The organism is Mesobacterium pallidum, assembly GCF_019966535.1.
In the GTDB taxonomy this organism is placed as follows: Bacteria; Pseudomonadota; Alphaproteobacteria; order Rhodobacterales; family Rhodobacteraceae; genus Mesobacterium; species Mesobacterium pallidum.
This window is the reverse complement of sequence record NZ_JAIMID010000001.1, coordinates 157,504-181,766: the sequence shown is the minus strand read 5'-3', so window position 1 is coordinate 181,766 and position 24,263 is coordinate 157,504. Positions and strand designations below refer to the sequence as shown.

28 protein-coding genes are annotated in these 24,263 nt (G+C 67.0%); 20 read left to right on the top strand and 8 right to left on the bottom strand.

All coding sequences use genetic code 11. From position 1 onward, the window contains the following. Window positions 1-116: 116 nt before the first annotated feature. Window positions 117-1,040, top strand: coding sequence for an HNH endonuclease signature motif containing protein (locus MF270_RS00800; RefSeq protein ID WP_238363947.1), 924 nt, complete (start codon window positions 117-119; stop codon window positions 1,038-1,040). Between the two features lie 4 nt (window positions 1,041-1,044). On the opposite strand, the gene fabA is transcribed toward MF270_RS00800, so the two are convergent. Continuing rightward, window positions 1,045-1,554 carry a bifunctional 3-hydroxydecanoyl-ACP dehydratase/trans-2-decenoyl-ACP isomerase gene (gene fabA / locus MF270_RS00795; RefSeq protein WP_238363946.1) on the bottom strand — a complete coding sequence of 170 codons (510 nt, stop codon included), beginning with the start codon at window positions 1,552-1,554 and terminating at the stop codon, window positions 1,045-1,047. Between the two features lie 203 nt (window positions 1,555-1,757). On the opposite strand from fabA, the gene irrA reads away from it, so the two are divergent. Continuing rightward, complete coding sequence (gene irrA, locus MF270_RS00790) at window positions 1,758-2,174, top strand: iron response transcriptional regulator IrrA (protein ID WP_238363945.1); 417 nt, start codon at window positions 1,758-1,760, stop codon at window positions 2,172-2,174. 4 nt (window positions 2,175-2,178) lie between these two features. Here irrA and MF270_RS00785 read toward each other — a convergent pair whose 3' ends face one another. Continuing rightward, window positions 2,179-2,808 (bottom strand): hypothetical protein, encoded by a 630-nt coding sequence (locus tag MF270_RS00785; protein ID WP_238363944.1) that lies wholly within the window; start codon window positions 2,806-2,808, stop codon window positions 2,179-2,181. A 69-nt stretch (window positions 2,809-2,877) separates the two neighbouring features. Then, entirely contained in the window at window positions 2,878-3,306 is a 429-nt protein-coding gene (locus MF270_RS00780) for an FKBP-type peptidyl-prolyl cis-trans isomerase (RefSeq protein WP_238363943.1), read from the bottom strand. A gap of 201 nt (window positions 3,307-3,507) precedes the next feature. Here MF270_RS00780 and MF270_RS00775 point away from each other — a divergent pair, with 201 nt between their 5' ends. The 3 genes from MF270_RS00775 to MF270_RS00765 are packed head-to-tail and all read left to right on the top strand — an operon-like array spanning window position 3,508 to window position 5,985. Then, complete coding sequence (locus MF270_RS00775) at window positions 3,508-4,194, top strand: haloacid dehalogenase type II (RefSeq protein WP_238363942.1); 687 nt, start codon at window positions 3,508-3,510, stop codon at window positions 4,192-4,194. 1 nt (window position 4,195) lies between these two features. After that, entirely contained in the window at window positions 4,196-5,017 is an 822-nt protein-coding gene (locus MF270_RS00770; RefSeq protein WP_238363941.1) for an alpha/beta fold hydrolase, read from the top strand. Next, complete coding sequence (locus MF270_RS00765; protein ID WP_238363940.1) at window positions 5,014-5,985, top strand: threonine ammonia-lyase; 972 nt, start codon at window positions 5,014-5,016, stop codon at window positions 5,983-5,985. Before MF270_RS00770 ends, MF270_RS00765 begins: the two co-directional genes overlap by 4 nt. Window positions 5,986-6,292: 307 nt before the next feature. On the opposite strand, the gene MF270_RS00760 is transcribed toward MF270_RS00765, so the two are convergent. Both MF270_RS00760 and MF270_RS00755 read right to left on the bottom strand, forming a co-directional pair. Then, entirely contained in the window at window positions 6,293-8,062 is a 1,770-nt protein-coding gene (locus tag MF270_RS00760) for an ABC transporter ATP-binding protein (protein ID WP_238363939.1), read from the bottom strand. Next, window positions 8,059-8,754 (bottom strand): phosphatase domain-containing protein, encoded by a 696-nt coding sequence (locus MF270_RS00755; RefSeq protein ID WP_238363938.1) that lies wholly within the window; start codon window positions 8,752-8,754, stop codon window positions 8,059-8,061. The genes MF270_RS00760 and MF270_RS00755 overlap by 4 nt, the downstream gene beginning before the upstream one ends. 167 nt (window positions 8,755-8,921) lie before the next feature. Between MF270_RS00755 and MF270_RS00750 the strand changes: the two genes are divergently transcribed. The 5 genes from MF270_RS00750 (at window position 8,922) to MF270_RS00730 (ending at window position 13,302) form a co-directional block, all read left to right on the top strand. Beyond that, window positions 8,922-10,121, top strand: coding sequence for a pyridoxal-phosphate-dependent aminotransferase family protein (locus MF270_RS00750; RefSeq protein WP_238363937.1), 1,200 nt, complete (start codon window positions 8,922-8,924; stop codon window positions 10,119-10,121). A 76-nt stretch (window positions 10,122-10,197) separates the two neighbouring features. After that, the gene (locus MF270_RS00745) at window positions 10,198-10,890 is read left to right on the top strand and encodes a CDP-alcohol phosphatidyltransferase family protein (protein ID WP_238363936.1); all 693 of its coding nucleotides are present in this window, start codon (window positions 10,198-10,200) and stop codon (window positions 10,888-10,890) included. Between the two features lie 43 nt (window positions 10,891-10,933). Beyond that, complete coding sequence (locus MF270_RS00740) at window positions 10,934-11,830, top strand: DMT family transporter (RefSeq protein ID WP_238363935.1); 897 nt, start codon at window positions 10,934-10,936, stop codon at window positions 11,828-11,830. Between the two features lie 103 nt (window positions 11,831-11,933). Continuing rightward, window positions 11,934-12,557, top strand: coding sequence for a GcrA family cell cycle regulator (locus MF270_RS00735; protein ID WP_238363934.1), 624 nt, complete (start codon window positions 11,934-11,936; stop codon window positions 12,555-12,557). Window positions 12,558-12,570: 13 nt separating this feature from the next. Continuing rightward, window positions 12,571-13,302 (top strand): sulfotransferase, encoded by a 732-nt coding sequence (locus MF270_RS00730; RefSeq protein ID WP_238363933.1) that lies wholly within the window; start codon window positions 12,571-12,573, stop codon window positions 13,300-13,302. Window positions 13,303-13,305: 3 nt separating this feature from the next. Here the strand turns inward: MF270_RS00730 and MF270_RS00725 are convergent, their stop codons facing one another. Next, window positions 13,306-13,539 carry a hypothetical protein gene (locus MF270_RS00725; protein WP_238363932.1) on the bottom strand — a complete coding sequence of 78 codons (234 nt, stop codon included), beginning with the start codon at window positions 13,537-13,539 and terminating at the stop codon, window positions 13,306-13,308. Between the two features lie 209 nt (window positions 13,540-13,748). Between MF270_RS00725 and MF270_RS00720 the strand changes: the two genes are divergently transcribed. The 7 genes from MF270_RS00720 (at window position 13,749) to MF270_RS00690 (ending at window position 20,192) form a co-directional block, all read left to right on the top strand. Next, complete coding sequence (locus tag MF270_RS00720) at window positions 13,749-15,368, top strand: hypothetical protein (protein ID WP_238363931.1); 1,620 nt, start codon at window positions 13,749-13,751, stop codon at window positions 15,366-15,368. 48 nt (window positions 15,369-15,416) lie between these two features. Continuing rightward, window positions 15,417-16,790: a 30S ribosomal protein S12 methylthiotransferase RimO gene (gene rimO / locus MF270_RS00715; RefSeq protein WP_238363930.1), complete on the top strand. Its 1,374-nt coding sequence runs from the start codon at window positions 15,417-15,419 to the stop codon at window positions 16,788-16,790. A 41-nt stretch (window positions 16,791-16,831) separates the two neighbouring features. Next, complete coding sequence (locus MF270_RS00710) at window positions 16,832-17,587, top strand: hypothetical protein (RefSeq protein ID WP_238363929.1); 756 nt, start codon at window positions 16,832-16,834, stop codon at window positions 17,585-17,587. Window positions 17,588-17,779: 192 nt separating this feature from the next. Further along, window positions 17,780-18,280, top strand: coding sequence for a type III secretion system chaperone family protein (locus tag MF270_RS00705; RefSeq protein WP_238363928.1), 501 nt, complete (start codon window positions 17,780-17,782; stop codon window positions 18,278-18,280). Between the two features lie 104 nt (window positions 18,281-18,384). Beyond that, window positions 18,385-19,200 (top strand): pyrroline-5-carboxylate reductase, encoded by an 816-nt coding sequence (gene proC, locus MF270_RS00700; RefSeq protein ID WP_238363927.1) that lies wholly within the window; start codon window positions 18,385-18,387, stop codon window positions 19,198-19,200. Beyond that, a complete protein-coding gene (locus MF270_RS00695; protein WP_238363926.1) occupies window positions 19,193-19,543 on the top strand; it encodes a tRNA-binding protein in 351 nt (116 codons plus the stop codon). Before proC ends, MF270_RS00695 begins: the two co-directional genes overlap by 8 nt. Window positions 19,544-19,709: 166 nt before the next feature. After that, window positions 19,710-20,192 carry a fasciclin domain-containing protein gene (locus tag MF270_RS00690; RefSeq protein ID WP_238363925.1) on the top strand — a complete coding sequence of 161 codons (483 nt, stop codon included), beginning with the start codon at window positions 19,710-19,712 and terminating at the stop codon, window positions 20,190-20,192. A gap of 61 nt (window positions 20,193-20,253) precedes the next feature. Here MF270_RS00690 and MF270_RS00685 read toward each other — a convergent pair whose 3' ends face one another. Further along, window positions 20,254-20,844, bottom strand: coding sequence for a thymidine kinase (locus MF270_RS00685; protein ID WP_238363924.1), 591 nt, complete (start codon window positions 20,842-20,844; stop codon window positions 20,254-20,256). Window positions 20,845-21,015: 171 nt separating this feature from the next. Here MF270_RS00685 and MF270_RS00680 point away from each other — a divergent pair, with 171 nt between their 5' ends. Next, the gene (locus MF270_RS00680; protein WP_238363923.1) at window positions 21,016-21,471 is read left to right on the top strand and encodes a phage regulatory CII family protein; all 456 of its coding nucleotides are present in this window, start codon (window positions 21,016-21,018) and stop codon (window positions 21,469-21,471) included. Between the two features lie 3 nt (window positions 21,472-21,474). Further along, window positions 21,475-22,338, top strand: a complete 864-nt coding sequence (locus MF270_RS00675; protein WP_238363922.1) for a helix-turn-helix transcriptional regulator — start codon at window positions 21,475-21,477, stop codon at window positions 22,336-22,338. Between the two features lie 390 nt (window positions 22,339-22,728). Here the strand turns inward: MF270_RS00675 and MF270_RS00670 are convergent, their stop codons facing one another. Then, the gene (locus MF270_RS00670) at window positions 22,729-23,283 is read right to left on the bottom strand and encodes a YqgE/AlgH family protein (RefSeq protein ID WP_238364321.1); all 555 of its coding nucleotides are present in this window, start codon (window positions 23,281-23,283) and stop codon (window positions 22,729-22,731) included. 170 nt (window positions 23,284-23,453) lie between these two features. On the opposite strand from MF270_RS00670, the gene MF270_RS00665 reads away from it, so the two are divergent. Continuing rightward, the gene (locus MF270_RS00665) at window positions 23,454-24,260 is read left to right on the top strand and encodes a protein-disulfide reductase DsbD domain-containing protein (protein ID WP_238363921.1); all 807 of its coding nucleotides are present in this window, start codon (window positions 23,454-23,456) and stop codon (window positions 24,258-24,260) included. Window positions 24,261-24,263 lie beyond the last annotated feature (3 nt).

The window sequence follows — 24,263 nt, the reverse complement described above, 5'->3', positions numbered from 1 at the left end:
TACGAAGCACATTGCTATCAGCAAGGTCCGATTCCGAAGTGAGTGGCATTCTCGCAAACAGAGAAGCTGTTCTCACCAGATTCACCCCAATTTTTCAGTCTGGCAACGTTCACCGAATGACGCGCGGTGATTTTGAGGACTTTCTTTCATTTCGACACAACAAGCATTGGACCGGCCTTGACCGGCACAAGACCGCGCTGCTGTCGGACATGCCAAAGTTGCTGGATACGATCAGCAAACTAGTCGACCACTCGCAACCAATCGCCCAACGCGTCGACGATGCGCTGACTTTTGAGCATCTCGGGATCGCGACCATTTCTCCTATCCTACTCTTGTCCAAACCCAATGCATTTGGGGTTTGGAATGGAGTTTCCCAGAAAGTTATGCAGGCTTCCGGCTTGTGGCCAGTCTTCCCAAGAGCAAGCTCGAAGGGCGAGCAGTATCACATCCTGAATAAAACGTTGTTGGCTTTGGCCAAAGAGCTTTCGGTCGACCTTTGGACTCTCGATGCTCTTTGGTGGGGTATGGCAAAGGAAGAAGCAGCGCTTTCAAAGGGCCAAAGCACCACTCCTGTCCCGCAACATATTGCGGACCACTATGAGTCTGATTGGGACAAGGCCCTAAAGACCAACAAGGCCGAAATTCTTTCCGCAGACGCGCAGAGGCGGGCAGCTCTATCGAAAGCCCGCCCGGGCCAGCAGAAGTTTCGCGAAGCTGCAATGGCTAGGCATCAAGGTCGCTGCGTCGTAACCGGATGCCGTGTATCCGAAGCATTGGAAGCCGCTCACGTGATACCGCACACCGGTGAAGCGATGTTCGAAAGACCGGACAACAGCCTTATCCTGCGGCGGGATCTGCATGCTCTCTTTGACGCTTCGCTCATCGCAATCACCGAAAGAAACGGAATGTTAAAAGTGCATCCGATGTTGCAGAAGTCAGCCTACGGTCAATTGGTAGGTCGAGCCGTCAATTACAAACTTGCGGACGGCCCGCTGAGATACCAAGAAGCCCGATTCAACAAACGCTTAAGCGAGGATTGACACCTCAACTCTCGCTCAACGCCACCTTCATGTCCTTGACCTCGTAGATCACCTCGCCATCCGCCTCGACGATGCCGTCGGCGACGCCCATGGTCAGGCGGCGGGTCTGGATGGCCTTGGTGAAATCCACCTTGTAGCTCAGCATCTTGCGGTCGGGACGCACCATGCCCTTCAGCTTCACTTCGCCCACGCCCAGCGCATAGCCGCGCCCCTGCCAGCCGCGCCAGCCGAGGTTGAAGCCGGTGAGCTGCCACAGACCGTCGAGCCCAAGGCAGCCGGGCATGATCGGGTTGCCGGGAAAGTGGCACTCGAAGAACCACAGGTCGGGCGTTATGTCGAACTCGGCCAGGATATGCCCCTTGCCATGCGCCCCGCCGTCGGCAGAGACCTCGGTGATACGGTCCATCATCAGCATCGGCGGCGCGGGCAGCTGGGCGTTGCCGGGGCCGAAGAGCTCTCCGCGTGCGCAGGCCAGAAGGCCGTCCTTGTCGAAACTGCTCGGGTACTGGGACATCGCGTCGGCTCCCTTATCCTTGATCCGGAGACCCCTTAGCACCCCGCGGGCGCGCGCATCAAGGGCGCTGGCAGGCCCCGCGAGACGCAATGCCGCGATTCCGTTTGAAAATCGGGTGCGCGGGACATACAATCGCGGAACACTTCCAGGAAGACGGCAGGCAAGACGTGACCCAGACGGTCCACAGACCCACCCCACGCGACATGGCAACGGAACGCGGCACGGCTTGGCTGCGCCATTCCGACCTGCGCCCGACCCGGCAGCGCGTCGCGCTGGCGTCGCTTCTGGTGGGCGATGGCCAGGACCGGCACGTCACCGCCGAAAGCCTGTTCGCCGCCGCCCAGGCGGGCGGAGAGGCGGTGTCGCTGGCCACGGTCTACAACACCCTGCGCGCCTTCTGCGATGCCGGGCTGATCCAGGAGATCATCGTCGACGGGTCGAAAAGCTATTTCGACACCAACACCACGGACCATCCCCATTTCTTCTGGGAGGACGAAGGGCGGCTGACCGATGCCCCCTCGGACCAGATCGAGCTGGTGAACCTGCCCGAGGCGCCCGAGGGGATGGAGATTTCCAAGGTCGACGTGGTGATCCGCCTGCGCCGCAGCCGCGCGCGCTGAGCGGTCAGGCGGCCGGGCCGCCCTGCCCCGTCACGCCCGGACCGGGGACGCCCTGACCCGTTACACGACGGCGTGAGACCTCGAGCCCCTCGGCATAGCCTTCGCCATCGCCGTATTCGGTGAAATGCACGTAGTCGTCATGCGGGCCCGCGACGCGGGCCGCGTGCTTGATCGGGCACCAGAACGCCTCGGTCCGGCCGGCGACGACGCGGACCCAGGCGATGACCCCGTTGCAATAGCCGCAATAGACGCAGTTCAGTTTCTGAAGCCCGTTGAGATAGGCCAGGTGGTGCCGGTCGATGCGGATGTAATCGCCGCGCGGGACGCGGGCGATGCCGTAGACCGGGAAACAGATCGCCTGGTAGAGCCAGACCATCAGGTCGAGCAGCACGAAGGGCACGATCAGGGAATAGATCACCGGCGCGGTGATCACGGTCATCGGGCGGGTGCGTTTCAGGAAGGTGCCCAGCCGCACGCGCAGGTCGCGGTGGCGGCGGCGCGCCTCGGCCTCGAACACCACGCGGCCGTTCTCGAGCCGGTAGCGGAAGGCGCGTCGGCGCGCCTCCCACTCGGTTTCCAGGCTCTCCTGCAGCTCTCGGATGGAGCCGAGCAGCGCTGTGATCCGTTGGTTCATCTGGGCCCCTACGAGAAAGGTTACCGACGCAGGATGCCCCGCCCCAAGGCCCGGATCAATCGCCGAGACTCAGCCGATGGCGACCAGCTCGATGGCAAAGGTCAGGTCCTTGCCGGCCAGCGGGTGATTGGCGTCAAGCGTGACATGCGCGTCCGTCACCTCGGTCACGGTCACCGGGATCGGCTGGCCCTGCGGCCCCTGCAGCTGCAACCGCGTGCCAAGGTCCAGCGGGATGTCGTCCGGCACCTGGTCGCGCGGGATCTGCTGCATCGCCTCGGGGTTGGCCTGGCCATAGGCTTCGTCTGCGGGCACCTCGACGGTCTTGCTGTCGCCGACGGTCATGCCGGGCAGCGCCTTGTCGAGCCCGGGAATGATCTGTCCCGATCCGACCTGGAATTGCAGCGGGTCGCGGCCGGCACTGGAATCGAAGGTGGAGCCGTCAGCGAGCGTACCGGTGTAGTGAATCTGGACAGTGTCGCCCTGTTTGACTTCGGTCATGAAATCTCCCGTGGGGGTTTGCCGCGGGGCTGGCGCATGCTGGCCGCCCTCACGTGTGGCTTTGCGAGGCCGCGCGGCGCGCGGGTTCTCGAATGAACGGCCATTTTGCCATGACTGGGCCCAAGGCGCAAACGGATCGCCTGCATTTGGCCTTTTCGCCCCCGGCGCCCCGTGGCAGGGTCCGGGCAAAAGGGGGGAGCCATGACCATCACCACCTGTGTCTTCGACGCCTACGGCACCTTGTTCGACGTCGCCGCCGCCGCGCGGCAGGCCGCCGAGGAGCCGGGCCGCGACAAGCTGGCGGCCTGCTGGCAAAAGCTGGCCGAGGACTGGCGGCGCAAGCAGCTGGAATATTCCTGGCTGCGGGCCGTGACCGGTGCCCATACCCCCTTTTGGGAGGTCACGAAGGACGGCCTTGACTGGGCGATGGAGGCGGCGGGGCTGGCGGGCGACCTCGAGCTGCGCGAGCGGCTGCTGGCGCTGTACTGGGAGCTTTCGGCCTATCGCGAGGTGCCGAAGATGCTGACCACACTCAAGGCGATGGGCAAGCAGACGGCGATCCTGTCGAACGGATCGCCCGACATGCTGGACGGCGCGGTGGACAGCGCGGGCCTGGCCATGGTGCTGGACGCGGTGCTCTCGGTCGAAAGCGTGGGCGTCTTCAAGCCCGCCTCGGCCGTCTACCAGCTGGTCGAAGACCGGTTCGGCTGCGCCCGTGACGAGGTGCTGTTCGTCTCGTCCAACGGCTGGGACGCGGCCTGCGCCGTGGGCTTCGGGTTCCAGACCGCCTGGGTCAACCGCGCTGGGCTGCCGATGGACCGCCTGCCCTGGCAGCCGCATCACGTGCTGTCCGACCTCACCGACATTCCGCAGATCGCAGGAGCCTGACATGCCGCATTTCACCACCTCGGACGGGCTGTCGCTGTATTACGAGGACGAAGGGGACGGCCTGCCGCTGCTTTGCCTGACGGGCCTCACGCGCAACACCGGAGATTTCCAGTTCGTCGCGCCGCATCTCTACGGTGTGCGGCAGATCCGGATGGATTACCGCGGGCGCGGCCGGTCGGACTGGGCGGAGCCGTCGACCTACACGCCGATACACGAGGGGCGCGATGCGCTGGAACTGCTGGACCATCTCGGCATCGACAAGGCGGCCATTCTGGGGTCGTCCCGCGGCGGGTTGATCGCCATGGTGCTGGGCCGGACGGCGCGGGACAGGTTGCTGGGCGCGGCGCTGAACGACGTCGGCCCGGTGCTGGAAACCGGCGGGCTGGGGCATATCCTGACCTATCTCGGCAAGCGCCCGCCCTTCCGCTCCCTGGCCGAGGCCGCCGCCGCCCGCCCCGCCGCCATGGCCGGGTTCGACAACGTGCCCGAGGCGCGCTGGCTGGCCGAGGTGACGGCGAGCTACGACGAGACGCCGCAGGGCCTCGACATCCGCTACGACCCGCGGCTGCGGGACTCGGTCGAGGCGGTGATGCAGGCCGACCCGGTGGACATGTGGCCCTTCTTCGACGCGTTGTGTGGCCTGCCGCTGGCACTGATCCACGGCGCCAATTCCAACCTGCTGAGCGATGCGGGCGCGCAGGCGATGCGCGACCGCTGCCCGTCGATGCATTATGCGAAAGTGCCCGATCGCGGGCATATCCCTTTCCTTGACGAGCCTGCCGCGCTGGCGGTGCTGAACGACTGGCTGGAGTCCATGCGATGAACATCGCTCAGATCGAGGCCGCCGCCGCGCGGCTGGACGGCCATGTGCGGCGCACGCCGCTGCTGAGCTCGCCCTTCCTCGACGAGATCGCGGGGCGCCGAGTTCTGGTCAAGCCCGAGTGCCTGCAGCACACCGGGTCGTTCAAGTTCCGCGGCGGCTGGTCGGCCCTGTCCGCACTGGAACCCGAGGTGCGGGCGCGCGGCGTGCTGGCCTATTCCTCGGGCAACCATGCGCAGGGCGTGGCGCTGGCCGCGGCCCGTCACGGGGCCCCGGCGGTGATCGTCATGCCCTCGGACGCGCCGACGCTCAAGATCGACAACACCCGCGCGCTGGGGGCCGAGGTGGTGCTCTACGATCGCAGCACCGAGGACCGCGAAGAGATCGGCGCGCGGCTGGCGGCCGAGCGGGGGCTGACGCTGATCAAGCCCTATGACGAGCCCCTTGTGATCGCGGGCCAGGGCACGGTGGGCCTCGAGATCGCCGCGCAGGCGGCGGCCGAGGGCGTGACCGAGGCCGACGTGCTGGTCTGCTGCGGCGGCGGCGGGCTGACCTCGGGCATCGCGCTGGCCTGCGAGGCCCGTGCGCCCGGCCTGCGCGTACGGCCGGTGGAGCCCGAGGGGTTCGACGACGTCGCCCGCTCGCTCGTCTCGGGCAGGATCGAACGGAACGACCGCACCGCGGGCGGCTTTTGCGACGCGATCATCACGCCGGCACCGGGCGAGCTGACCTTTCCGATCATGCACCGGCTCTGCGGGCCGGGGCTGGTGGTCAGCGATGACGAGGTGCGGCGGGCGATGGCGTTCGCCTTCCTGCGGCTCAAACTCGTGGCCGAGCCGGGTGGCGCCGTGGCGCTGGCGGCGGCGTTGTTCCACGCCGATGAGATCGCCGGCGACGCGGTGGTCGTGGTGATCTCGGGCGGGAACGCGGACCCGGGCGTGTTTGCGGCGGCGCTGGGGACGTTGGAGTGAGGCCCGTCCAGGCGGCCGGTTCGGAGGAGGCGCGTGTCTCCCGTTTCCAGTCTGAACTTGGCGTCAGAGCACGATCACACTCGAACCGTTCGCGATACGGCTGACCCTGGCGCGCAGCCGCACATCGTTGGGCCGCGGCGCGGCGATCAGACTGTTGTGGGGGGCACTTTATCCCTGCCACGTCCGTAAGACCTACGAAGGGCGCACCCAGCCCAGCCAAATCGCCGTGCCGGGGGGCGGCCCGGCGATGTGCGGCGGCCTTCGGCCTTGGATCCGCACGGGGTGCAGGAAGGAGCGGAGTCGCCCCCTACCCCTCGTCGCTGAACTGCATCTGGTAAAGGTCAGCGTAAAGCCCGCCCCGCGCCAGCAGCTCATCGTGCGTGCCCTCGTCCACCACGCGGCCCTGGTCCATCACCACGATCTTGTCGGCATTCCGCACGGTCGACAGCCGATGCGCGATGACCAGCGTCGTGCGGCCATGGCTCAGACGGTCCAGCGCCTGCTGCACCACGGCCTCGGACTTGGTGTCCAGCGCGCTTGTCGCCTCGTCCAGCAGCAGCACCGGCGTGTCGCGCAGAAGGGCGCGGGCGATGGCGACCCGCTGGCGCTGCCCGCCCGACAGGTTCGAGCCGCGCGTGCCGACCTGGGTGTCGAGCCCCGCGGGCAGCCGGTCCAGGAAATCGGCGACATGGGCATCGGCCAGCACGGGCGCCAGCGCCGCATCGTCCATGTCGTTCCGCCCCAGCAGGATGTTCTCGCGCAGCGTGTCGTCGAACAGCAGCGCGTCCTGGCTGACCACGGAAAAGAGCCCCCGCAGATCCTCGAGCCGCAGCATCGACACCGGGATACCCGACAGGCTCACCGCGCCCGATTGCGGATCGTACAGCCGCGTCAGCAGGTTGAAGACGGTTGTCTTGCCTGCCCCCGAGGGCCCCACCAGCGCCGTGGTCTTGCCGGCCTCGGCGGTGAAACTCAGCCCGCGCAGCACATGCGTGTCGCCCAGCGTCAGCTGGACCGCGTCCAGACGAACCTCGGGCACCACGCCCGGCGGCGGCAGGGGATGCTCGGGCGACACCAGCGCCGGCCGCAGCGACAGCAGTTCGCGGATCCGTTCGATCCGGGCGGCGGCCGACTGCCAGACGCCGCTGACCGCGCCCAGCCGGCGCAGCGGCTCGAACGCGAGGCCGATGGCGGTGAAGAAGGCCATGAAATCGCCGACGGTCTTTTCGCCCGAGATGATCTCTCCGCCGCCGTAGAGCAGCACCATCAGGAAGCCGACGCCCGACATCGCGTCGATCATGCCGGGAATGCCGGCCTGGCCCAGCGTCGCCCGCATCTCGGTCTCGATCCGCGCCCGGGTCAGTTCGTTGTAACGGTCGGCCTGGTAGGACTCGAGCCCGTTCAGCTTGACCGGGACGATGCCGTGGAACATCTCGTTCAGGCGCACCGACAGGTTGGCGCCAAGATCGCGGCCCAGGCGCGATTGCGACCGCACCAACCGCTGCAACAGCATCGACGGCAGCACCAGCAGCGGCACGCCGATCAGCGCCACCAGCGTCCAGGCCCAGTCGACCGACAGAGCCACGCCGAAGAGCGAGATCACCGCGATCACGTCGCGCCCCGCCCCGCTGATGATCGCGCCCCAGACCGTGCTGATCGCGCCCACGTCGCCTTCGACCCGCTGCATCAGGTGGCCCGGCGGGTGATCCTGGTGGAACGACAGGTCGAGCCGCATAAGGTGCCGCACGAGGTCCAGCCGGATCTCGGCGATGGTGTAGCGGTTCAGCAGTGCCAGAAAGTACTTCTGCGCGACCGAGGCCGCCCCCCGCAGCACGAAGATGCCGAGAAAGGCGAAGCCGACCCATTTCAGCGCCGAGGTCGAGCCCTCGACAAAGACCTGGTCGAACATCGGCTTCATCATGTAACTGAGCAGGCCCAGCATGGACCCTTCGACCGACATGAACAGCAGCGCGGCGATCAGCAGCAGCCAGTGCTTGCGCAGGTAGGTCCGCCAGAGCCACAGCAGCAAGCCGCGGGCATGGACCCGGCCGGTGTCGATCTCGCCCTCGTCGCTCATGCCATGTCCCTTGCAGGGATCCGCGCGTCAAAGGCCGCCTGCAGCGCCTTGTGGTCGTATTCGGTGCGCAGCCAGTCCTCGAACCCGATGGGATCGCGGGCGGTGCGGTGGCCGTAGACCTCGAGCATGTAATCCTGCACCCCGGTCTTGGTGAACTTGAGGTGGATGTATCGCAGGCCCAGCTGCTTCTTGGCGACCTCGACCGGCGCGTTCTCGAACACCAGCAGGTAGATGGCGGCGACGATCCCGGCCCGGTCGGCGCCGGACTTGCAATGGAACAGCAGCGGCTTGTCGGCCGTGCGCAGGGCGTCGATCACGTCGAGGAAGTTCTCGGCCTTCATCAGCGTCCGCGCCCGCAGCTTGCGGTTCACCAGCGTGATCCCCAGCGCCTCGGCGCTCTCACGCTCGAAGTAGAAATGGGGGTAATCCTCTTCGCCGCGCAGGTTGACGATGGTCGCGATCCCCATCCGCTTGAGGCGTTTCATCCGCATCGGCCCGGGCTGGTTCGACCGCCAGACGCCCGGCGCGATCTGGAACATGTTGGTCCAGGGCACGCGCAGGATGTGGTGGTCCATCAGGTGGAAATGCAGCGTGGCCACGGCGCGACCCGCGCGCGTTTCCATGTCCCGGCCAAAGGACTTGCGAATGCGCCGCTCGAGCCGGTCGAGCGTATCCATCAGTGTCGCAAGCATCTCGGGCCCTGCCTTCGGTTCCGCCGCGATGTAGTCAATTGCCCCGCGCGGCGCAAGGCTGGCGGCCCCCATGCGCCCCGATGTGGCGTGGCGTCGCCGCCCGCCGGCGATTGACGCCGCCGCCCCTGCGGATAAACGTGGCCGCGAAAAATTTCCCGGAGTCTCCCATGACATTCGCCAAAGGTCGCGGCTACCTTGCCATCCCCGGTCCCTCGGTCATGCCCGAGGAGGTGCTGCGCGCCATGCACCGCACCGCGCCGAACATCTACGAGGGCGACCTGGTGGAGATGGTGGCGGGCATGATCCCCGACCTGCGCCGCGTCGCCCGGACCGAGGGGCATGTCGCGATCTACATCTCCAACGGCCATGGCGCCTGGGAGGCGGCCCTTTCGAACGTCCTCGCCCCCGGCGAGACCATGCTGGTGCTGGCCACGGGCCGCTTTGGCCATGGCTGGGCCGACATGGCGCGGGGGCTGGGGATCGAGTTGCAGGTGCTCGATTTCGGGCTGCGCGATCCGATCGACCTCGACCAGCTGGAGACCACGCTGCGCGCCGATACCGCGCACAAGATCCGCGCCATCACCGTGACCCATGTCGACACCGCCACCTCGCGCCGGAACGACGTGGCGGCGGTCAGCGCGCTGCGCGACGCGGTGGGCCACCCGGCGCTGGTGATGGCCGATTGCATCGCCTCGCTGGCCTGCGACCGGTTCGAGATGGACGACTGGGGCGCCGATGTCATGGTCGGGGCCAGCCAGAAGGGGCTGATGGTGCCGCCGGGTCTGGGCTTTGTCTTCTTCAACGACCGCGCGGCGCTGCAGCGCGCGGGGATGGAGCGGGTGTCGCGCTACTGGGACTGGGTGCCGCGCTCGCAGCCGCAGTTCTTCTACAACTACTTCGGCGGCACGGCCCCGACGCATCACCTTTTCGGCCTGCGCGCCGCGCTCGACATGCTGATGGCCGAAGGGATGGAGGCCGTCTGGGCCCGCCATGCCGGACTGGCCCGGGCGATCTGGGCGGCCTGCGACGCCTGGGGCCGCGAGGGCGCGCTGAAGCTCAACATCAACGACCCCGGGGCGCGCAGCCATGCGGTCACGGCCGCCGGCCTGCCGACGCCGATGGGCACGCGGCTGCGCGACTGGGTCGAGGCCCATGCGGGCCTGACCCTCGGCATCGGGCTGGGGATGGCCGAGCCGGGCAGCCCCGAATACCACGGCTATTTCCGCATGGGCCACATGGGGCACATCGACGCCACCATGGTGCTGGGGATGCTGGGCGCGGTGGATGCGGGCCTCAAGGCGCTGGACATCCCGCATGGGCAAGACGCGCTGGGCGCGGCGACGAAAGTGATCGCCGCCTCGGTTTGAGCACCAGGCGCATTGCGCCGCGATCGTGAGTCTGGCGCATTGCGCGCCGGGCCCGTTTGGTCCATGTAATCGCCCCATGGCCATTCAGACACGCGCGCTATTCGTCCACCTCTTCACCGCCACCGGGGCCGTCTTTGCCATGCTGGCGATGCTGGCCGCGGCCGAGGCCAAGTGGGGCCTGATGTTCGTCTGGCTGGTCGTCGCCTTCGTGGTCGACGGGATCGACGGGCCGCTGGCACGCAAGTACGACGTCAAGACCAACGCGCCCCGGTTCGACGGGGTGCTGCTGGACCTGATCATCGACTACCTGACCTACGTGTTCATCCCGGCCTTCGCGCTGTTCTCGTCGGGTCTGCTGCCGGGCTGGACCGGCTGGATGGCGATCATCGTCATCACCTTTGCCAGTGCCATGTATTTCGCCGACAGCCGGATGAAGACCTCGGACAACTCGTTCCACGGCTTTCCCGGCTGCTGGAACATGCTGATCATCGTGCTCTTTGCCATCCGGCCGGATTTCTGGATCACCCTCACCATCGTGGCCCTGCTGGCCGTGGCGATGTTCCTGCCGCTCAAGTTCATCCACCCGGTGCGCACGAAACGCTGGCGCAGCGTGTCGCTGCCGGTGGCGCTGGCCTGGACCTTCTTTGCCGGCTGGGCCGCCTGGGTCGATTTCCACCCCGAAAGCTGGGCCCACTGGGGCCTCGTGCTGACCTCGGTCTACCTGATCGGCGCCGGCATCGCGCAGCAGCTGATCCCCGAACGGCGCTGATACCCCGCTTGCGAATCCCTCCGCCCCGGCGCATGGGGCGGGCATGTTCACACCCCGCGCCCAGAACCCGGCCCTTGCGGCCCTGCTAACCCTCTGCGCCTCGGCCTTTGCCGCCGGGACGACGCTGCTGGCCAAGGCCATCGGCTCGGGCGCGCTGGGGCCGGCGCTGCATCCGTTGCAGGTCAGCCAGGGGCGGTTTCTGTTCGCCTTCCTGCTGATCGGCAGCTTCACGCTGGCCAGCCGCACGCGCATCTCGCGCCCGGCCTGGGGCACGCACCTGCTGCGCTCCTCCTTCGGCTGGGGCGGGGTCACGCTGATGTTCGCCGCCGCCGCGCTGATTCCGCTGTCGGACGCGACCGCGATCTCTTTCCTCAACCCGGTCTTCGGCATGATGCTGGCGATTCCGCTGCTGGGCGAAAAGGTCGGGCCGGTCCGCTGGTCCGCCGCCGCCGTGGCGCTGATCGGCGCCGCCGTGCTGCTGCGCCCCGCCCCCGGCAGTTTCCAGCCGGCCGCGCTGCTGGCGCTTGGCGCGGCCGTGTCGCTGGGGATCGAGCTGATCTTCATCAAGCGGCTGTCGGGCCGCGAGGGGCCAGTGCAGATCCTGCTGGTCAACAACGGCATCGGCCTGACCATCGCCACGCTGGCCATGCTGGCCGTCTGGCAACCGCCCACGATGGCGCAATGGGCCGCGCTGGCCGGGATCGGCGCGCTGATGGCCAGCGCGCAGGTCTGTTTCGTCAATGCCATGGCGCGGGCCGACGCCAGCTTCGTGTCGCCCTTCTTCTATGCCACGCTGGTCTTCGCCACGCTCTACGACTTCGCGATCTTCGGCGTGGCGCCGGACCTTGTCTCGACCCTCGGGATGGCGCTGATCCTGGGTGGCGCGGGGCTGCTGGCGTGGCGCGAAGGGCGCATCCGCGAGGCCCGCGGCACTGCCTGACCTTGTATCTGCCGCACGGGTGGTTAGTATAGCATCCGACCAAGAGAGATGATGACGGGCGGCCCAACCCATTGCGGCCGCTCTTTCGCATGAAGGAACACCCATGTCCTGGACCGATGAACGCGTCGAGCTTCTCAAGAAGATGTGGAGCGAAGGCCAGTCGGCGAGCCAGATCGCCAAGGAACTGGGCGGCGTGACCCGCAATGCCGTGATCGGCAAGGTGCACCGGCTGGGCCTGTCGAATCGCGCCGGTGGCGCCGCGCCCGCCGCGCAGCCCGCCGCTGCCGCCAAGCCCGAGGCCAAGGCCAAGCCCGCGCCCGTGAAGGCCGAGGCCAAGCCCAAGCCCGCCGCCGCGCCCAAGGTCGACCCGGCCCCCGCCGCCGAGATCGAAGAGGACGACAACGAGCCGCGCACCATGTCGGCCGCACCCAGCGCGCCGACCTTGCGCAACAAGATCGTGCCCGCCGGCCAGCCGTTGCCGCCGCAGCCCTCGGCCAACGAGATCAGCGCCGAGGCGCTGGCCAAGGTCAACGCGGTCGAGAAGAAGGCCAAGAAGCTCACCCTGATGGAGCTGACCGAGCGGACCTGCAAATGGCCCGTGGGCGACCCCGCGACCGAACATTTCTGGTTCTGCGGCCTGCCCGTGCAGCAGGGCAAACCCTATTGCGAGGCCCATGTCGGCGTGGCCTTCCAGCCGATGAGCGCCCGCCGCGACCGCCGCCGCTGAGGGGCGCGCCGCCGTGGCCGAGAGGTTCCTGATCATCGGGCAACCGCGCAGCGGCACGACGCTTCTGCAGACGCTGATGAACTCGCACCCGGCGATCCATTGCCGGGGCGAGCTGTTCGATCCCTGGCAGATCGACGACGACGGTCAGAAAACCACGGCGATCGAGGCGATCCGCGACCGCGACGCGCGGCCCCGGGTGTTCCTAGAGGACATGCTGTCGGACGAGGCGGCCGCCGCACGCGGCGTGGACTGGATCGGCGCCAAGCTGCTGTTCCAGCACAACCCGAGGCTTTTTTCCCGCATCATCCCGGCGCAGCCGCGCTGGCGGCTGATCCTGGTGACGCGGCCGAACAAGCTGGCGCAGTTCTCATCGGGTGTGCAGGTGGCGCGGACCAACCGCTGGGTCGATCTCGACGGCACGGCCCGGCCGCCCCGGATCAAGCCCGACCCGCGCCATGCCTCGGGCGAATGCAACCGGCTCGAGAACGAGGATTACTTCCTGCGGACCTGGTCCGACGCCCTGCCGAATCCGCGGCTGGTGGTGACCTACCCCATGCTCGCGCGCGGCGAGGCGGCGGGCCAGGTGCTGTCCTTCCTCGGCCTCGACCCGGCCGCGCCGCTCACGACCCCGCTGCACCGGCAGGGCCAGCCGCGCGTGATCGACCGGTTCGAGAATGCCGAAGAGATCGCCGCCCATTTCACCGCCACGAATCGGGCGGCCTGGCTGGAGAGCGAGACGGGCTGAGCCTTACCACCCGCCGGTGATGATGATCGGCAGGTTGTCGGCCGGGCGATTGCCCGTGCGGTCGAGCGCATCGAGCCCCATGTCGCGCAGCCGCTCTTTCGGCATCCGCTCAAGCTTGCGCGCCTCGCGGTAAGCGGCGTCGCGCGACACGATCCAGCCCAGCAGGCGGCCAAGCAGCCGGCGCGGGGCCGGGCGGGACAGCGACGGGGCGAAGGCGGTCTGGGTTTTGCTGGACATGGGATGTCTCCTTGGTGTGCGGGTTTCGATGACCTCACCATGACACCCCGGCGCAAAAGCCTCGTGATATCAGGCGTCAAACCGCGGCGGGCCTCCGCAAAAACTCCGCAAGAAAAGCGTCAGGGCGGGACATGGGCCTGACGGTTGTGCTTCAAAACACCGGCGGGATTACCTAGGCTGGTCGTCGAGATGCGCTACGGATCCCCGCCTTGCTGACCATTCCGCTGTCCGGCCCCCTGTTGATTGCCTGCGACGGTGCGCACCTGTCGGGGGTGTCGCGCCGCGCGCAGGCGATGCTGGCCTTTCTCGCCGCGCAGCCGGCGATGCGGGCCGATCGCGCGCGGCTGGCCGACCTGCTGTGGTCGGACCGGGGCCCCGAACAGGCCCGCGCCTCGTTGCGGCAGGAATTGTCGGTGATGCGCAAGTGCCTGCCCGAGGGCACGCTGGAGGCGGACCGGCAATGGGTCTGGCTCGACGGCGCCCAGGTCGAGGTAACGCGCGGCGCCGGGGTTCCCCTGGACGGGTTCGACCTGGCCTCCGAAGGGTTCGAGGACTGGCTGCGCGACCTGCGCAGCGCCGCCAGCGACGTGGTCGCGGCTGTCGCCCTCGCGCCGGCCGCGACCGGCCCCCGCACGGGCCGGCCCGCGCTTGCCGTCATGCCCTTCGACAACCTCAACGCCGAGCCTGATGACATGTTCGCCGATGGTGTGGTCGAGGAGATCACCAGCGCCCTGTCGCACGTGCAGGACTTCGACGTGATCGCCCGGCAATCGGCCTTTGCGCTGCGGGGCCAGGCGCTGGACGTGCCCTCCGTGGCCAAGCGCCTGGGCGCAGATTACGTGGTCGAGGGCACGGTCCGGCGCGCCGGCGACCGCGTTCGGATCACGGTGCAGCTGGTCCGCGGCAAAGACGGCCACGCGGTCTGGAGCGAACGGTTCGACGACCGGCTTGATGACCTGTTCGACCTGCAGGACCGGATCGCCGCGCGGGTCGCCGGCCAGATGTCGCCCGGCCTGCGCCAGGTCGAGATCCTGCGCGCCCGCACCGCGCCGCCCGCCGACCGGTCGGCCTATGACCTCGTGCTGACCGCCCTGCCGCATTTCTGGGCCCACCGGAAGAAAGAGAACGCCCGCGCGATCGAGCTTCTGGATGCCGCCCTCGCGCGCGACCCCGACTACGGCCCGGCGCTGGCCTACAAGGCCTGGGCGCTGGCGCAGCAGCCCAGCTACATCTGGTCGACCGACCCCGCCGCTGACCGGGCGCAGGCGCTGGACCTGGCCGACATGGCCGAGCGCCGCACGACCGATCACGCCCCGTCGCTGGTGGCGATCAGCGCGGCGGTGTCGCTTGTCAGCGACCAGACCGACCGGGCGCGCAACGCCGTCGACCGCGCGCTGGCGCTGGACCCGAACAACGCCTGGGGCTGGATGCGGCTGGGCTGGGTCAGCATCTACCAGCGCCAGCCGGAAGAAGCGCTCGACCACCTGGCCCGCGCCGGGGAGTTGAGCCCGCTGGACCCGTTCCGCTTCAACATGACCATCGGCCGGGCCGTGGCCCTGGCGCAGACCTCGGACCTGACGGATGCCATCGACCTGATCCGCAAGGGCATCCTGCAGGCGCCGGGGATCAAGTGGGCCAACCGACTGCTGGCGTCTTGGCTGATCCAGGTCGGGCGCGAGACCGAAGCCCGCGCCGCCATGCAGGAGCTGATGACCGCCTATCCCGGGCTGACGCTGGATTTCCTGATCGCCAGCGTGCCGCCCACGCTGGTCGAACAGAACCGCCGGCACTACGCGGCGCTGCTGTCGATGGGCCTGCCCGAAAGTTGACCCGCGCGGGGGCTTCCCGAGGCCCCGACGCAGGAGTATACGCCGCCCATGAGCCAGAACCCGCCCGATCTTCGCCCCGACCTTGCCCGCGCCCGCGTCTCGGAAACCCGCCGCGACGGCCAGCCGACCATCGGCATGGTCTCGCTTGGCTGCCCCAAGGCGCTGGTCGACAGCGAACGCATCCTCACGCGCCTCCGGGCCGAGGGCTACGGGATCAGCGCCGATTATGCCGGCGCCGACGCGGTGATCGTGAACACCTGCGGGTTTCTCGACAGCGCCAAGGCCGAGAGCCTCGAGGCGATCGGCGAGGCGCTGGCCGAGAACGGCAAGGTGATCGTGACCGGCTGCCTCGGCGCCGAGCCCGAGTATATCACCGGCGCGCACCCCAAGGTGCTGGCCGTGACCGGCCCGCATCAATACGAACAGGTGCTGGATGCCGTGCACGGCGCGGTGCCACCCAGCCCCGACCCCTTCGTGGACCTGCTGCCGGCGGCGGGCGTCAAGCTGACCCCGCGCCATTACAGCTATCTCAAGATCTCCGAGGGCTGCAATCACGCCTGCAAGTTCTGCATCATCCCCGACATGCGCGGGCGTCTGGCCTCGCGCCCGCACAAGGCGGTGATGCGCGAGGCGGAAAAGCTGGTCGAGGCCGGGGTGAAGGAGCTGCTGGTGATCTCCCAGGACACCTCGGCCTATGGCACCGACTGGGACCGCGAGCTCCGGCGGGGCCTCACCGAGCAGCCGATCACCACGCTGGCGCGCGATCTTGGCAGCCTGGGCGCCTGGGTCCGGATGCACTACGTCTACCCCTACCCCCACGTGGCCGAGATGATCCCGCTGATGGCCGATGGCCTGGTGCTGCCCTATCTCGATGTGCCCTTCCAGCACGCCCATCCCGACACGCTCCGCCGCATGGCCCGTCCGGCGGCCGCCGAGCGCACGCTGGACCGGATCGCCGACTGGCGCGCGATCTGCCCCGAGATCGTGATCCGCTCGACCTTCATCGTCGGTTACCCGGGCGAGACGGAGGCCGAGTTCCAGACCCTGCTGGACTGGATGGACGAGGCGCGGCTCGACCGCGTCGGCTGCTTCCAGTACGAGAACGTCGCCGGCGCCCGGTCGAACGCCCTGCCGGACCACGTGCCCGAAGTGCTGAAGCAGGAGCGCTGGGAGCGTTTCATGAAGAAGGCGCAGGCCATCTCCGAGGCGAAACTCGCCGCCAAGCTCGGCACCCGGCAGGAGGTCATCGTGGACGACATCGACGCGGACGGTGTCGCCACCTGTCGGACGAAAGCCGATGCGCCCGAGATCGACGGGAACCTGTTCATCGACGAAGGCACGGATGGGCTGTCGGTCGGTGATATCGTCACGGTCGAGGTGGACGAGACGGGGGATTATGATCTGTGGGGGCGGTTGGACTGAACGCCCCTCATGAAGATGGCGAACCCTCATGGAGACGGTCGATGAGGCAAAAATACCTATACTTCCTGCTCCAGAACACTTCGTTTGGTGCGTTTGTCGGGATGTTGCTAGGGATAGGCTTCATGGTATTTATGGATCGGCGCCTCGAAGAAGAGCACATTCGCTACGGTACATACCTTTTGACTGCGCTAACGACGATGGGAGCGTCCGCACTTGCGCTGGCAGGAACGTTGGTTGCAGTCGACATCAATCGCCAAAATGAAGAAGAAAGACGTCGAGCAAAGCTTGCCGCGGCGCGCGCAGTACTGCCTCTGGCGCTATCCGAGTTATCAGCAATTTGTCTGACGGCCGTCGAGAGTATCTACGACGGGACTGAAGCGCGACGCCAATCAATACAGCGTCTAACGGAAACCTCCGCGCTTCTGGAAACACTCAAAGAGAACGTCGAGTACGGGGGCCCCGAGATCAGGGAGGCGTTGTCGGACATCGTGCGGGTTTTTCAGATCCTGACGTCTAGGTTTAGAAAGGACATTTTCTTCGACACAACCGGGAACACAGCGGAAAGTGTTGTTTCTTGGGCCGAACTATATTCGATGGTTGCAGCCTGCTTCGAATATTCCCGACGTTGGTCAAATGATGTTGATCGGGATTTGGCAAGCGGCATCGACTCATTTTTTGACAGCCATGAGTTCGTCGAGAGCCTCACCCTCGAACAAAAGAGTGCGCTCTTGGACGCCCGAAAAGCGCAACGGGATGCGCTTCCGCTCGGCCATCGATTTCCGCCCCTTGGCTCTTAACGCCATTGTGCCCCATTCTTAATCATCCACAAGATATCGACGTTATCCCCAAGAAATAGCTTTACAGCCTCTCCCCCAAACGCCACGCTACAGGTAGTAGAGAAGGGTATATCTGCCCCTCTACATAGAGCAGGCACCTAGCGCTGGGGGCGCTACCCGGGCCCCTACGCTACAACGAAAGAGGTGGCGACCATGGCCCTGTCCGAGCATTACCTGGAAGACGACATCCACCCCATCGACATCGTGGAGCACATCGCCTCGCACCACGATTGGGAATTCGACCGCCTGGCCGATGACCAGATCGCCATGGCCGTCGAGGGGCAATGGCGCACCTATTCGCTGACCCTCGCCTGGTCCGCCTATGACGAGACCCTGCGCCTGGTCTGCACCTTCGAGATGGAGCCGCCCGAAGACCGGATGCCGGCGGTCTACGAGTGCCTCAACGCGATCAACGACCAGTGCTGGGCCGGCGCCTACACCTGGTGGGCCGAGCAGAAGCTGATGGTCTACCGCTATGGTCTGGTGCTGAGCGGCGGGCAGATCGCCTCGGCCGAGCAGATCGACACCATGATCCACACCGCCGTGACCTCGGCCGAACGCTACTACCCGGCGTTCCAGCTGGTCGTCTGGGCAAACCGCTCACCGAAAGAGGCGCTGCAGGTCGCCATCGCGGAGGCCTACGGCCGCGCCTGACTGCCAGCGCGGCACGTCCGCGAGGGCGTGACGAGCGCACACCCCGTTTCCCTTGCCGCGCGGCCCCGTTACAACGGGGCAAAACGGCAAGGGGGACCCCTCTCATGAACATGGATCACGTGGCCGCGAATGGCCTGGTGCTGCTGGGCTGCGGCAAGATGGGCTCGGCCATGCTGGAAGGCTGGCTGAAATCGGGCCTGCCCGCCACATCGGTCTGGGTGCAGGACCCGCACCCCTCGGACTGGTTGCAGGCCCAGGGCGTTCACCTGAATGCAGACCTGCCGCCCGCGCCCGCCATCGTGCTGATCGCGGTCAAGCCGCAGATGATGGCCGAGGCGCTGCCGGTCCTCACCCCGATGGGCAATGGCGGCACGCTCTTCGTTTCGGTCGCTGCCGGCACCACCATCGCCACCTATGAAAAGACGCTGGGCGACAAGACCCCCATCGTCCGCGCCATGCCCAACACCCCCGCTGCCGTGGGCCGCGGCATCACGGCGATCTGCGGCAACGCTCATGCCACCGCCGCGCATCTCGACCTGTCCGAGACGCTGCTGAAAGCCGTCGGCCAGGTCGTCCGGCTGGAGGGCGAGCACCAGATGGATGCGGTGACCGGCGTCTCGGGCTCGGGCCCGGCCTATGTCTTTCACATGATCGAATGCCTCGCTGCGGCAGGCGAGGCGCAGGGCCTTGCGCCCGAGTTGGCGATGCAACTGGCACAGGCGACCGTTGCCGGGGCCGGCGCGCTGGCCGAAGCCTCGGGCGAAAGCCCCGCGCAACTGCGCAAGAACGTCACCTCGCCCAACGGCACCACGCAGGCGGGGCTCGAGGTACTTATGGACGAGACCACCGGCCTGCCGCCCCTGATGGCGAAAACCGTCGCCGCGGCCACCAACCGCAGCAAGGAGCTGGCCAATGGCTGATGACGCGCCGCAGATCACCATGGACGATTTCCTCAAGGTCGATATCCGCGTCGGCCGCGTGGTGCGGGCCGAACCCTACCCCGAGGCGCGCCGCCCGGCGATGAAGCTCTGGATCGATTTCGGCCCCGAGATCGGGGAAAAGAAGACTTCGGCCCAGGTGACCGTGCATTACACGCCCGAGAGCATCGTCGGGCAGCAGGTCATGGCGGTGGTCAATTTCCCCCCGCGCCAGATCGGCAAGTTCATGTCCGAAGTGCTGACGCTGGGCTTTGCGGACGAAAACGGCGCCATCGTGCTGGCCGAACCGAAGTCCGACGTGCCCCTCGGCGGCCGCCTGCATTGACAAGGCCATCACGTCCGATCGCGCAACCGTGACTTGAAACCGGCGCGGCCCGCAGCTTAGCGCGGGCCCCCTCGCCGTCAACGCCCGCCGCTGCGAAAATCGCGATGATCTGCCCCGCCTGTTGCGCCGTAGCTCTTGCATCTACACCGCAAGAGGAGGACATACCATGTTCCGCAAGACGATGATTGCCCTGACGACCGCAACCGCCATGACCACCGCGGCCTTTGCCGGCGGCCACTCCATGGACATCGTGGACACCGCGATGGGCAACGAGGACTTCGAGACGCTCGTCGCCGCGGTCAGCGCCGCCGAGCTCGTGGACGCGCTGAAGGGCGAAGGCCCGTTCACCGTGTTCGCCCCGACCGACGCAGCCTTTGACGCGCTGCCCGAGGGCACGCTGGAAGAGCTGCTGAAGCCGGAAAACAAGGCCCAGCTGATCGAGATCCTGACCTACCACGTGGTGCCGGGCAAGATCATGTCCTCGGACATCATGATGCAGCCGACCGAAGTCGAGACGCTGCAGGGCACGACCGTGACCGTGACCGGGCTCGACTCGGGCGTGACCGTCGACGGCGGCACGGTCGAGATGGCCGATATCGAGACCTCGAATGGCGTGATCCACGTCATCAACAAGGTCCTGATGCCGTAATTGCCGACGGTTGACGTTTGCAAAGACGACGGCGGCGCCCTTCAGGGCGCCGTTTGTCGTTTCAGGCGGCGGGGCCGTCGCCCATCGCCTCGCGCCAGTGACGCCGGCACAGCGAGACGTAGCTTTCATTGCCGCCGATCTGCACCTGCGCGCCTTCCTTCAGCACCCGTCCTGCCGCGTCCTGTCGCACGACCATCGTGGCCTTCTTGCCGCAATGGCAGATGGTGCGCACCTCGCGCATCTCGTCGGCCAGCGCCAACAGCGCGGCCGAGCCGGGAAACAGCGCGCCGCGGAAATCCACCCGCAGCCCGTAGCACATCACCGGCAGGCCAAGGTCATCCACGACCCGCGCCAATTGCCAGACCTGGTCCGGCGTCAGGAACTGCGCCTCGTCGAGAAAGGCGCATTGGCAGGGCCCTTCCGCAAGACGGGCCTTCAGCACCGCGAACAGGTCCGTCTCGGGCGTGAAGGTCGCCGCGTCGCGGCCGATACCGATGCGCGAGCCGATCCGCCCCGCGCCGGCCCGGTCGTCCAGCTGCGCCGTCAGAAGAAAGGTCGACATGCCCCGCTCTTCATAATTGTGCGCTGCCTGCAGCAGCAGCGTCGACTTGCCCGCATTCATGGTCGAGTAGTGAAAGTACAGTTTGGCCATGGATGCTCTATGCATCGACACCGATGGCCTTTCAAGCCATGGGAAAGCCACGTAACCCTTGCGCAAACGTCACTGTTGCCGGTAATTTACGGCATCACGTCGCAACATACTCGACAAGGCCACGCGGCGTCGTCCATGGGGAGAGGACGGGCGAAAAAGGGGACGGCACGTATGGGCAGCCTGGGCAGCTATCTCAAGAAACACACCGAGGCGCTGATCAAGGACGTGGGCATCGAGCCCGCCTGTCAATTGACCGGAAAGTCCAAGGCCACGCTTGGCCGCTATTACTCGGAACATGCAGAACATTCCGACCGGTTCATCCCGGTCGACGCGGTCGCGCAGCTGGAAGAGGCGGCGGGCTATCCGCATGTCACCGCCGCGCTGGCCGAGCTGAAGGGCATCACCTTCAGCTACGACGAGCGGCGCCGCAATTCGCGCCCTGGCGGCGTGAACCAGGACGTGGTCGCGCTGAGCCAGCGGTTCGCCATGCTGATGGCCGAATACAACACCGCGATCGAGGACGGCATCATCACGGTGACCGAGGCCAAGCGGCTGCTCAAGGAAACCCTGGCGCTGCAACAGGTCCTGGTCGACATGAAGCTGCACCTGGAAGAGGGCCACCGCTAGCCCATGGGCCGGGGGGAGGAGCAGCGCCGGCCCGTCGTGGATGCCGAGTGCTACACGCCCCCCCTGCTGCGCGACTTCCTGCTCGACCTCGAGCGCACACGACGTTCTGTCGAGGTCTGGCGGCTGATTGTCCAGCTCGGCCGCGAGCTGAACCTGCCCTTCATCGACTTCATTTCGACCAACTCGCTGTCGCAATGGCGGCGGACACAGTTCATCCGCACCTCGTATGACTCCAGCTGGCTGACCGAGGTGAACAAGGACCCCGAGCTTTACAAGTGGTCCTACTTTCGCAGCCATGCGCTGCACTACCTGACCCCGGTGATGATCGGGCTCGAGTTCGTGGATGAATACCGCCACATCCCGGCCAAACGGGTCGAGGTGCTGCGCGAGGCGGCCGAGCGCGGCATCCGGGCCGGCTTTTCGGTGCCGCTGCGCTACAACACGCCGCCGCAGGCCGCGCTCATCACCTTTTCGGGCGATCATTCCAAGCGCGAGATGACGGCGATCGTCAAGGCCCATGGCTGGACGCTGCACACCGCCGCGGTCATGGGCCACCAGCGCTACATGTATCATTTCGCGCAGGAATTTTCCGAACGGAACCACATCAGCGACAAGCAGAAGGAACTGCTGGGCCTGCTGGGCCACGGGCTGCAGGACAAGGTCATCGCGGAAAGGCTGGGCATCTCGATCTCGGCCGTGCGGCAGCGGATGAACCTGCTCATGCAAAAGACCAACCTGAGCAACCGGGCCGAGTTGGCCGCGCTGGCGATGTCGATCGGGCTGGTGCCCGACCCGGTGCACCGCCCCTCCGAGGTCGTGGGTGAGACGCTGATCGAGATGGACGACCTCGGGAGCAAGCGGCGCTGAGGCCCCGCGCCTCGGTCACCTCGGTCCCCGCGCGCCCATACCGCGCCATGAACATGCACCCGCAATGAAATTGGGCGCCCCGAGGGGCGCCCTTCTTAAAGAAAATGTCTTGATCTGCGGCCCGTAAGCCATGGCCGTCATGGTGCGTGCGACATGACAACCCGAGGGAGACCGGAATACCAACGGCGGAGACCTGTTTTGGGGACCAGTTCCCGTCGCTTCCCCCTCAACCCACAGCTTAGCACATGACTTGGGCCTGGCACCTTACGTAGCGTTAATAATTGTGTTCAGACCCGGTCAATTCAGACAGGTTCGTGGCAATTTCCTGTCATTTCTGTCAGTGGACCTTGGTCGTACACTCAGCGGTTCGGGCTTGTGCCGCGACTCGGGTCAGGCCCGGCCCGCGCTGGCCGAAAGCGTCAGCGCCTCGACCCCCAGCACGCGCAGCGCAGCCTGCCACTTTCCGGCATCCACCGGGTCGAACACCAGCTCGGGCGAGGCCTCGGCGGTGAGCCAGCCGTTGTCGGCGATCTCGCTTTCCAGCTGACCCGGACCCCAGCCGGCGTAGCCCAGCGCCATGATCGCGCGCGACGGCCCCTCGCCGCGCGACAGCGCCTCGAGGATGTCGAGCGTCGCGGTCATGGCGAACTGCTCGTCCACCTGCAGCGTGGCAAAGGCGGATTCGAAATCGGGGCTGTGCAGCACGAAGCCGCGGCCATGTTCCACCGGCCCGCCGACATGCACCGTCAGGTCGCGGGTGAACGGGCCCGGCGACAGCTTGAGCTGTTCGAGCAGCCCGGCAAAGGTCACGTCGGTTGTCGGCTTGTTGACGATCAGTCCCATGGCGCCGTCATCCGAATGGGCGCAGAGGTAGACCACGCTCCGGTCGAAGCGCGGATCGCCCATGCCCGGCATCGCAATCAGCAGCTTGCCGGTCAGGTCGATCTCGGAGTCGGGGGGCGTGGGATGATCCATGGGGTCCTTCGCTTGGCTTGTCTTAAAGATGGAGCGCCCCCGCCTCGCGATCAAGGGAAGAGCGCGGATCGGGCGGCGATGACGGTCACTTCGCCGAGATGTGACTTTTCATTTCAACGTCTTTGCCCCATCTCGAAGCCATGCGTAAGAAATTGCTCTCCCTTGCCGCGCTTTGTCTCGGCCTTGCCGCCCCCCTCGCCGCCGAGCCGGCCGAGGATGCGCTGGCGGTCGAGGTCCTGCCCGGCTGGCGCCTGGCCGATGGCACCCACGTGGCCGGCATCCGGCTGCGGCTTGCGCCCGGCTGGAAGACCTACTGGCGCGCCCCCGGGGATGCGGGCATCCCGCCCAGCTTTGACTGGCAGGGCTCGCGCAATGTCGGCTCGGTCCAGCTGGGCTGGCCCACGCCGCATGTGTTCGAGCAGAACGGCATGCGCTCGGTCGGCTATTCCGGCGACGTGGTCTGGCCGGTCATCATCCAGCCCGCGCGACCCGGCCAGCCGGTGGCGCTGTCGGCCGAGATCGACCTGGGCGTCTGCAAGGATGTCTGCGTGCCGCGCATGGTACAGTTTCGCGCCGAGCTGCCGGCAGGCGGCACGCGCCCCGACCCGCGCATCGCGGCCGCGCTGGCCGAACAGCCCTATTCCCGCGCCGAGGCCGGGGTGAAAAGCGCGACCTGCGCGCTGGCGCCCGACGCCGAGGGCGTGAAGATCACCGCGACGATCCGCATGCCCAGCACCGGCGCCGGCGAAGCCGCGGTGATCGAGGCCGGCAATCCCAACATCTGGGTGAGCGAGCCCGAGATCCGCCGCAGCGGCGACACGCTGGTGGCCACCGCGCGGATGGAACATGTCGCCGGCGGGCCGCTGGCCATCGACCGCGAGGCGCTGCGCATCACCGTGATCGGCGGCTCCTACGCGGTCGACATCCCGGGCTGCCCGGCGGGCTGATCT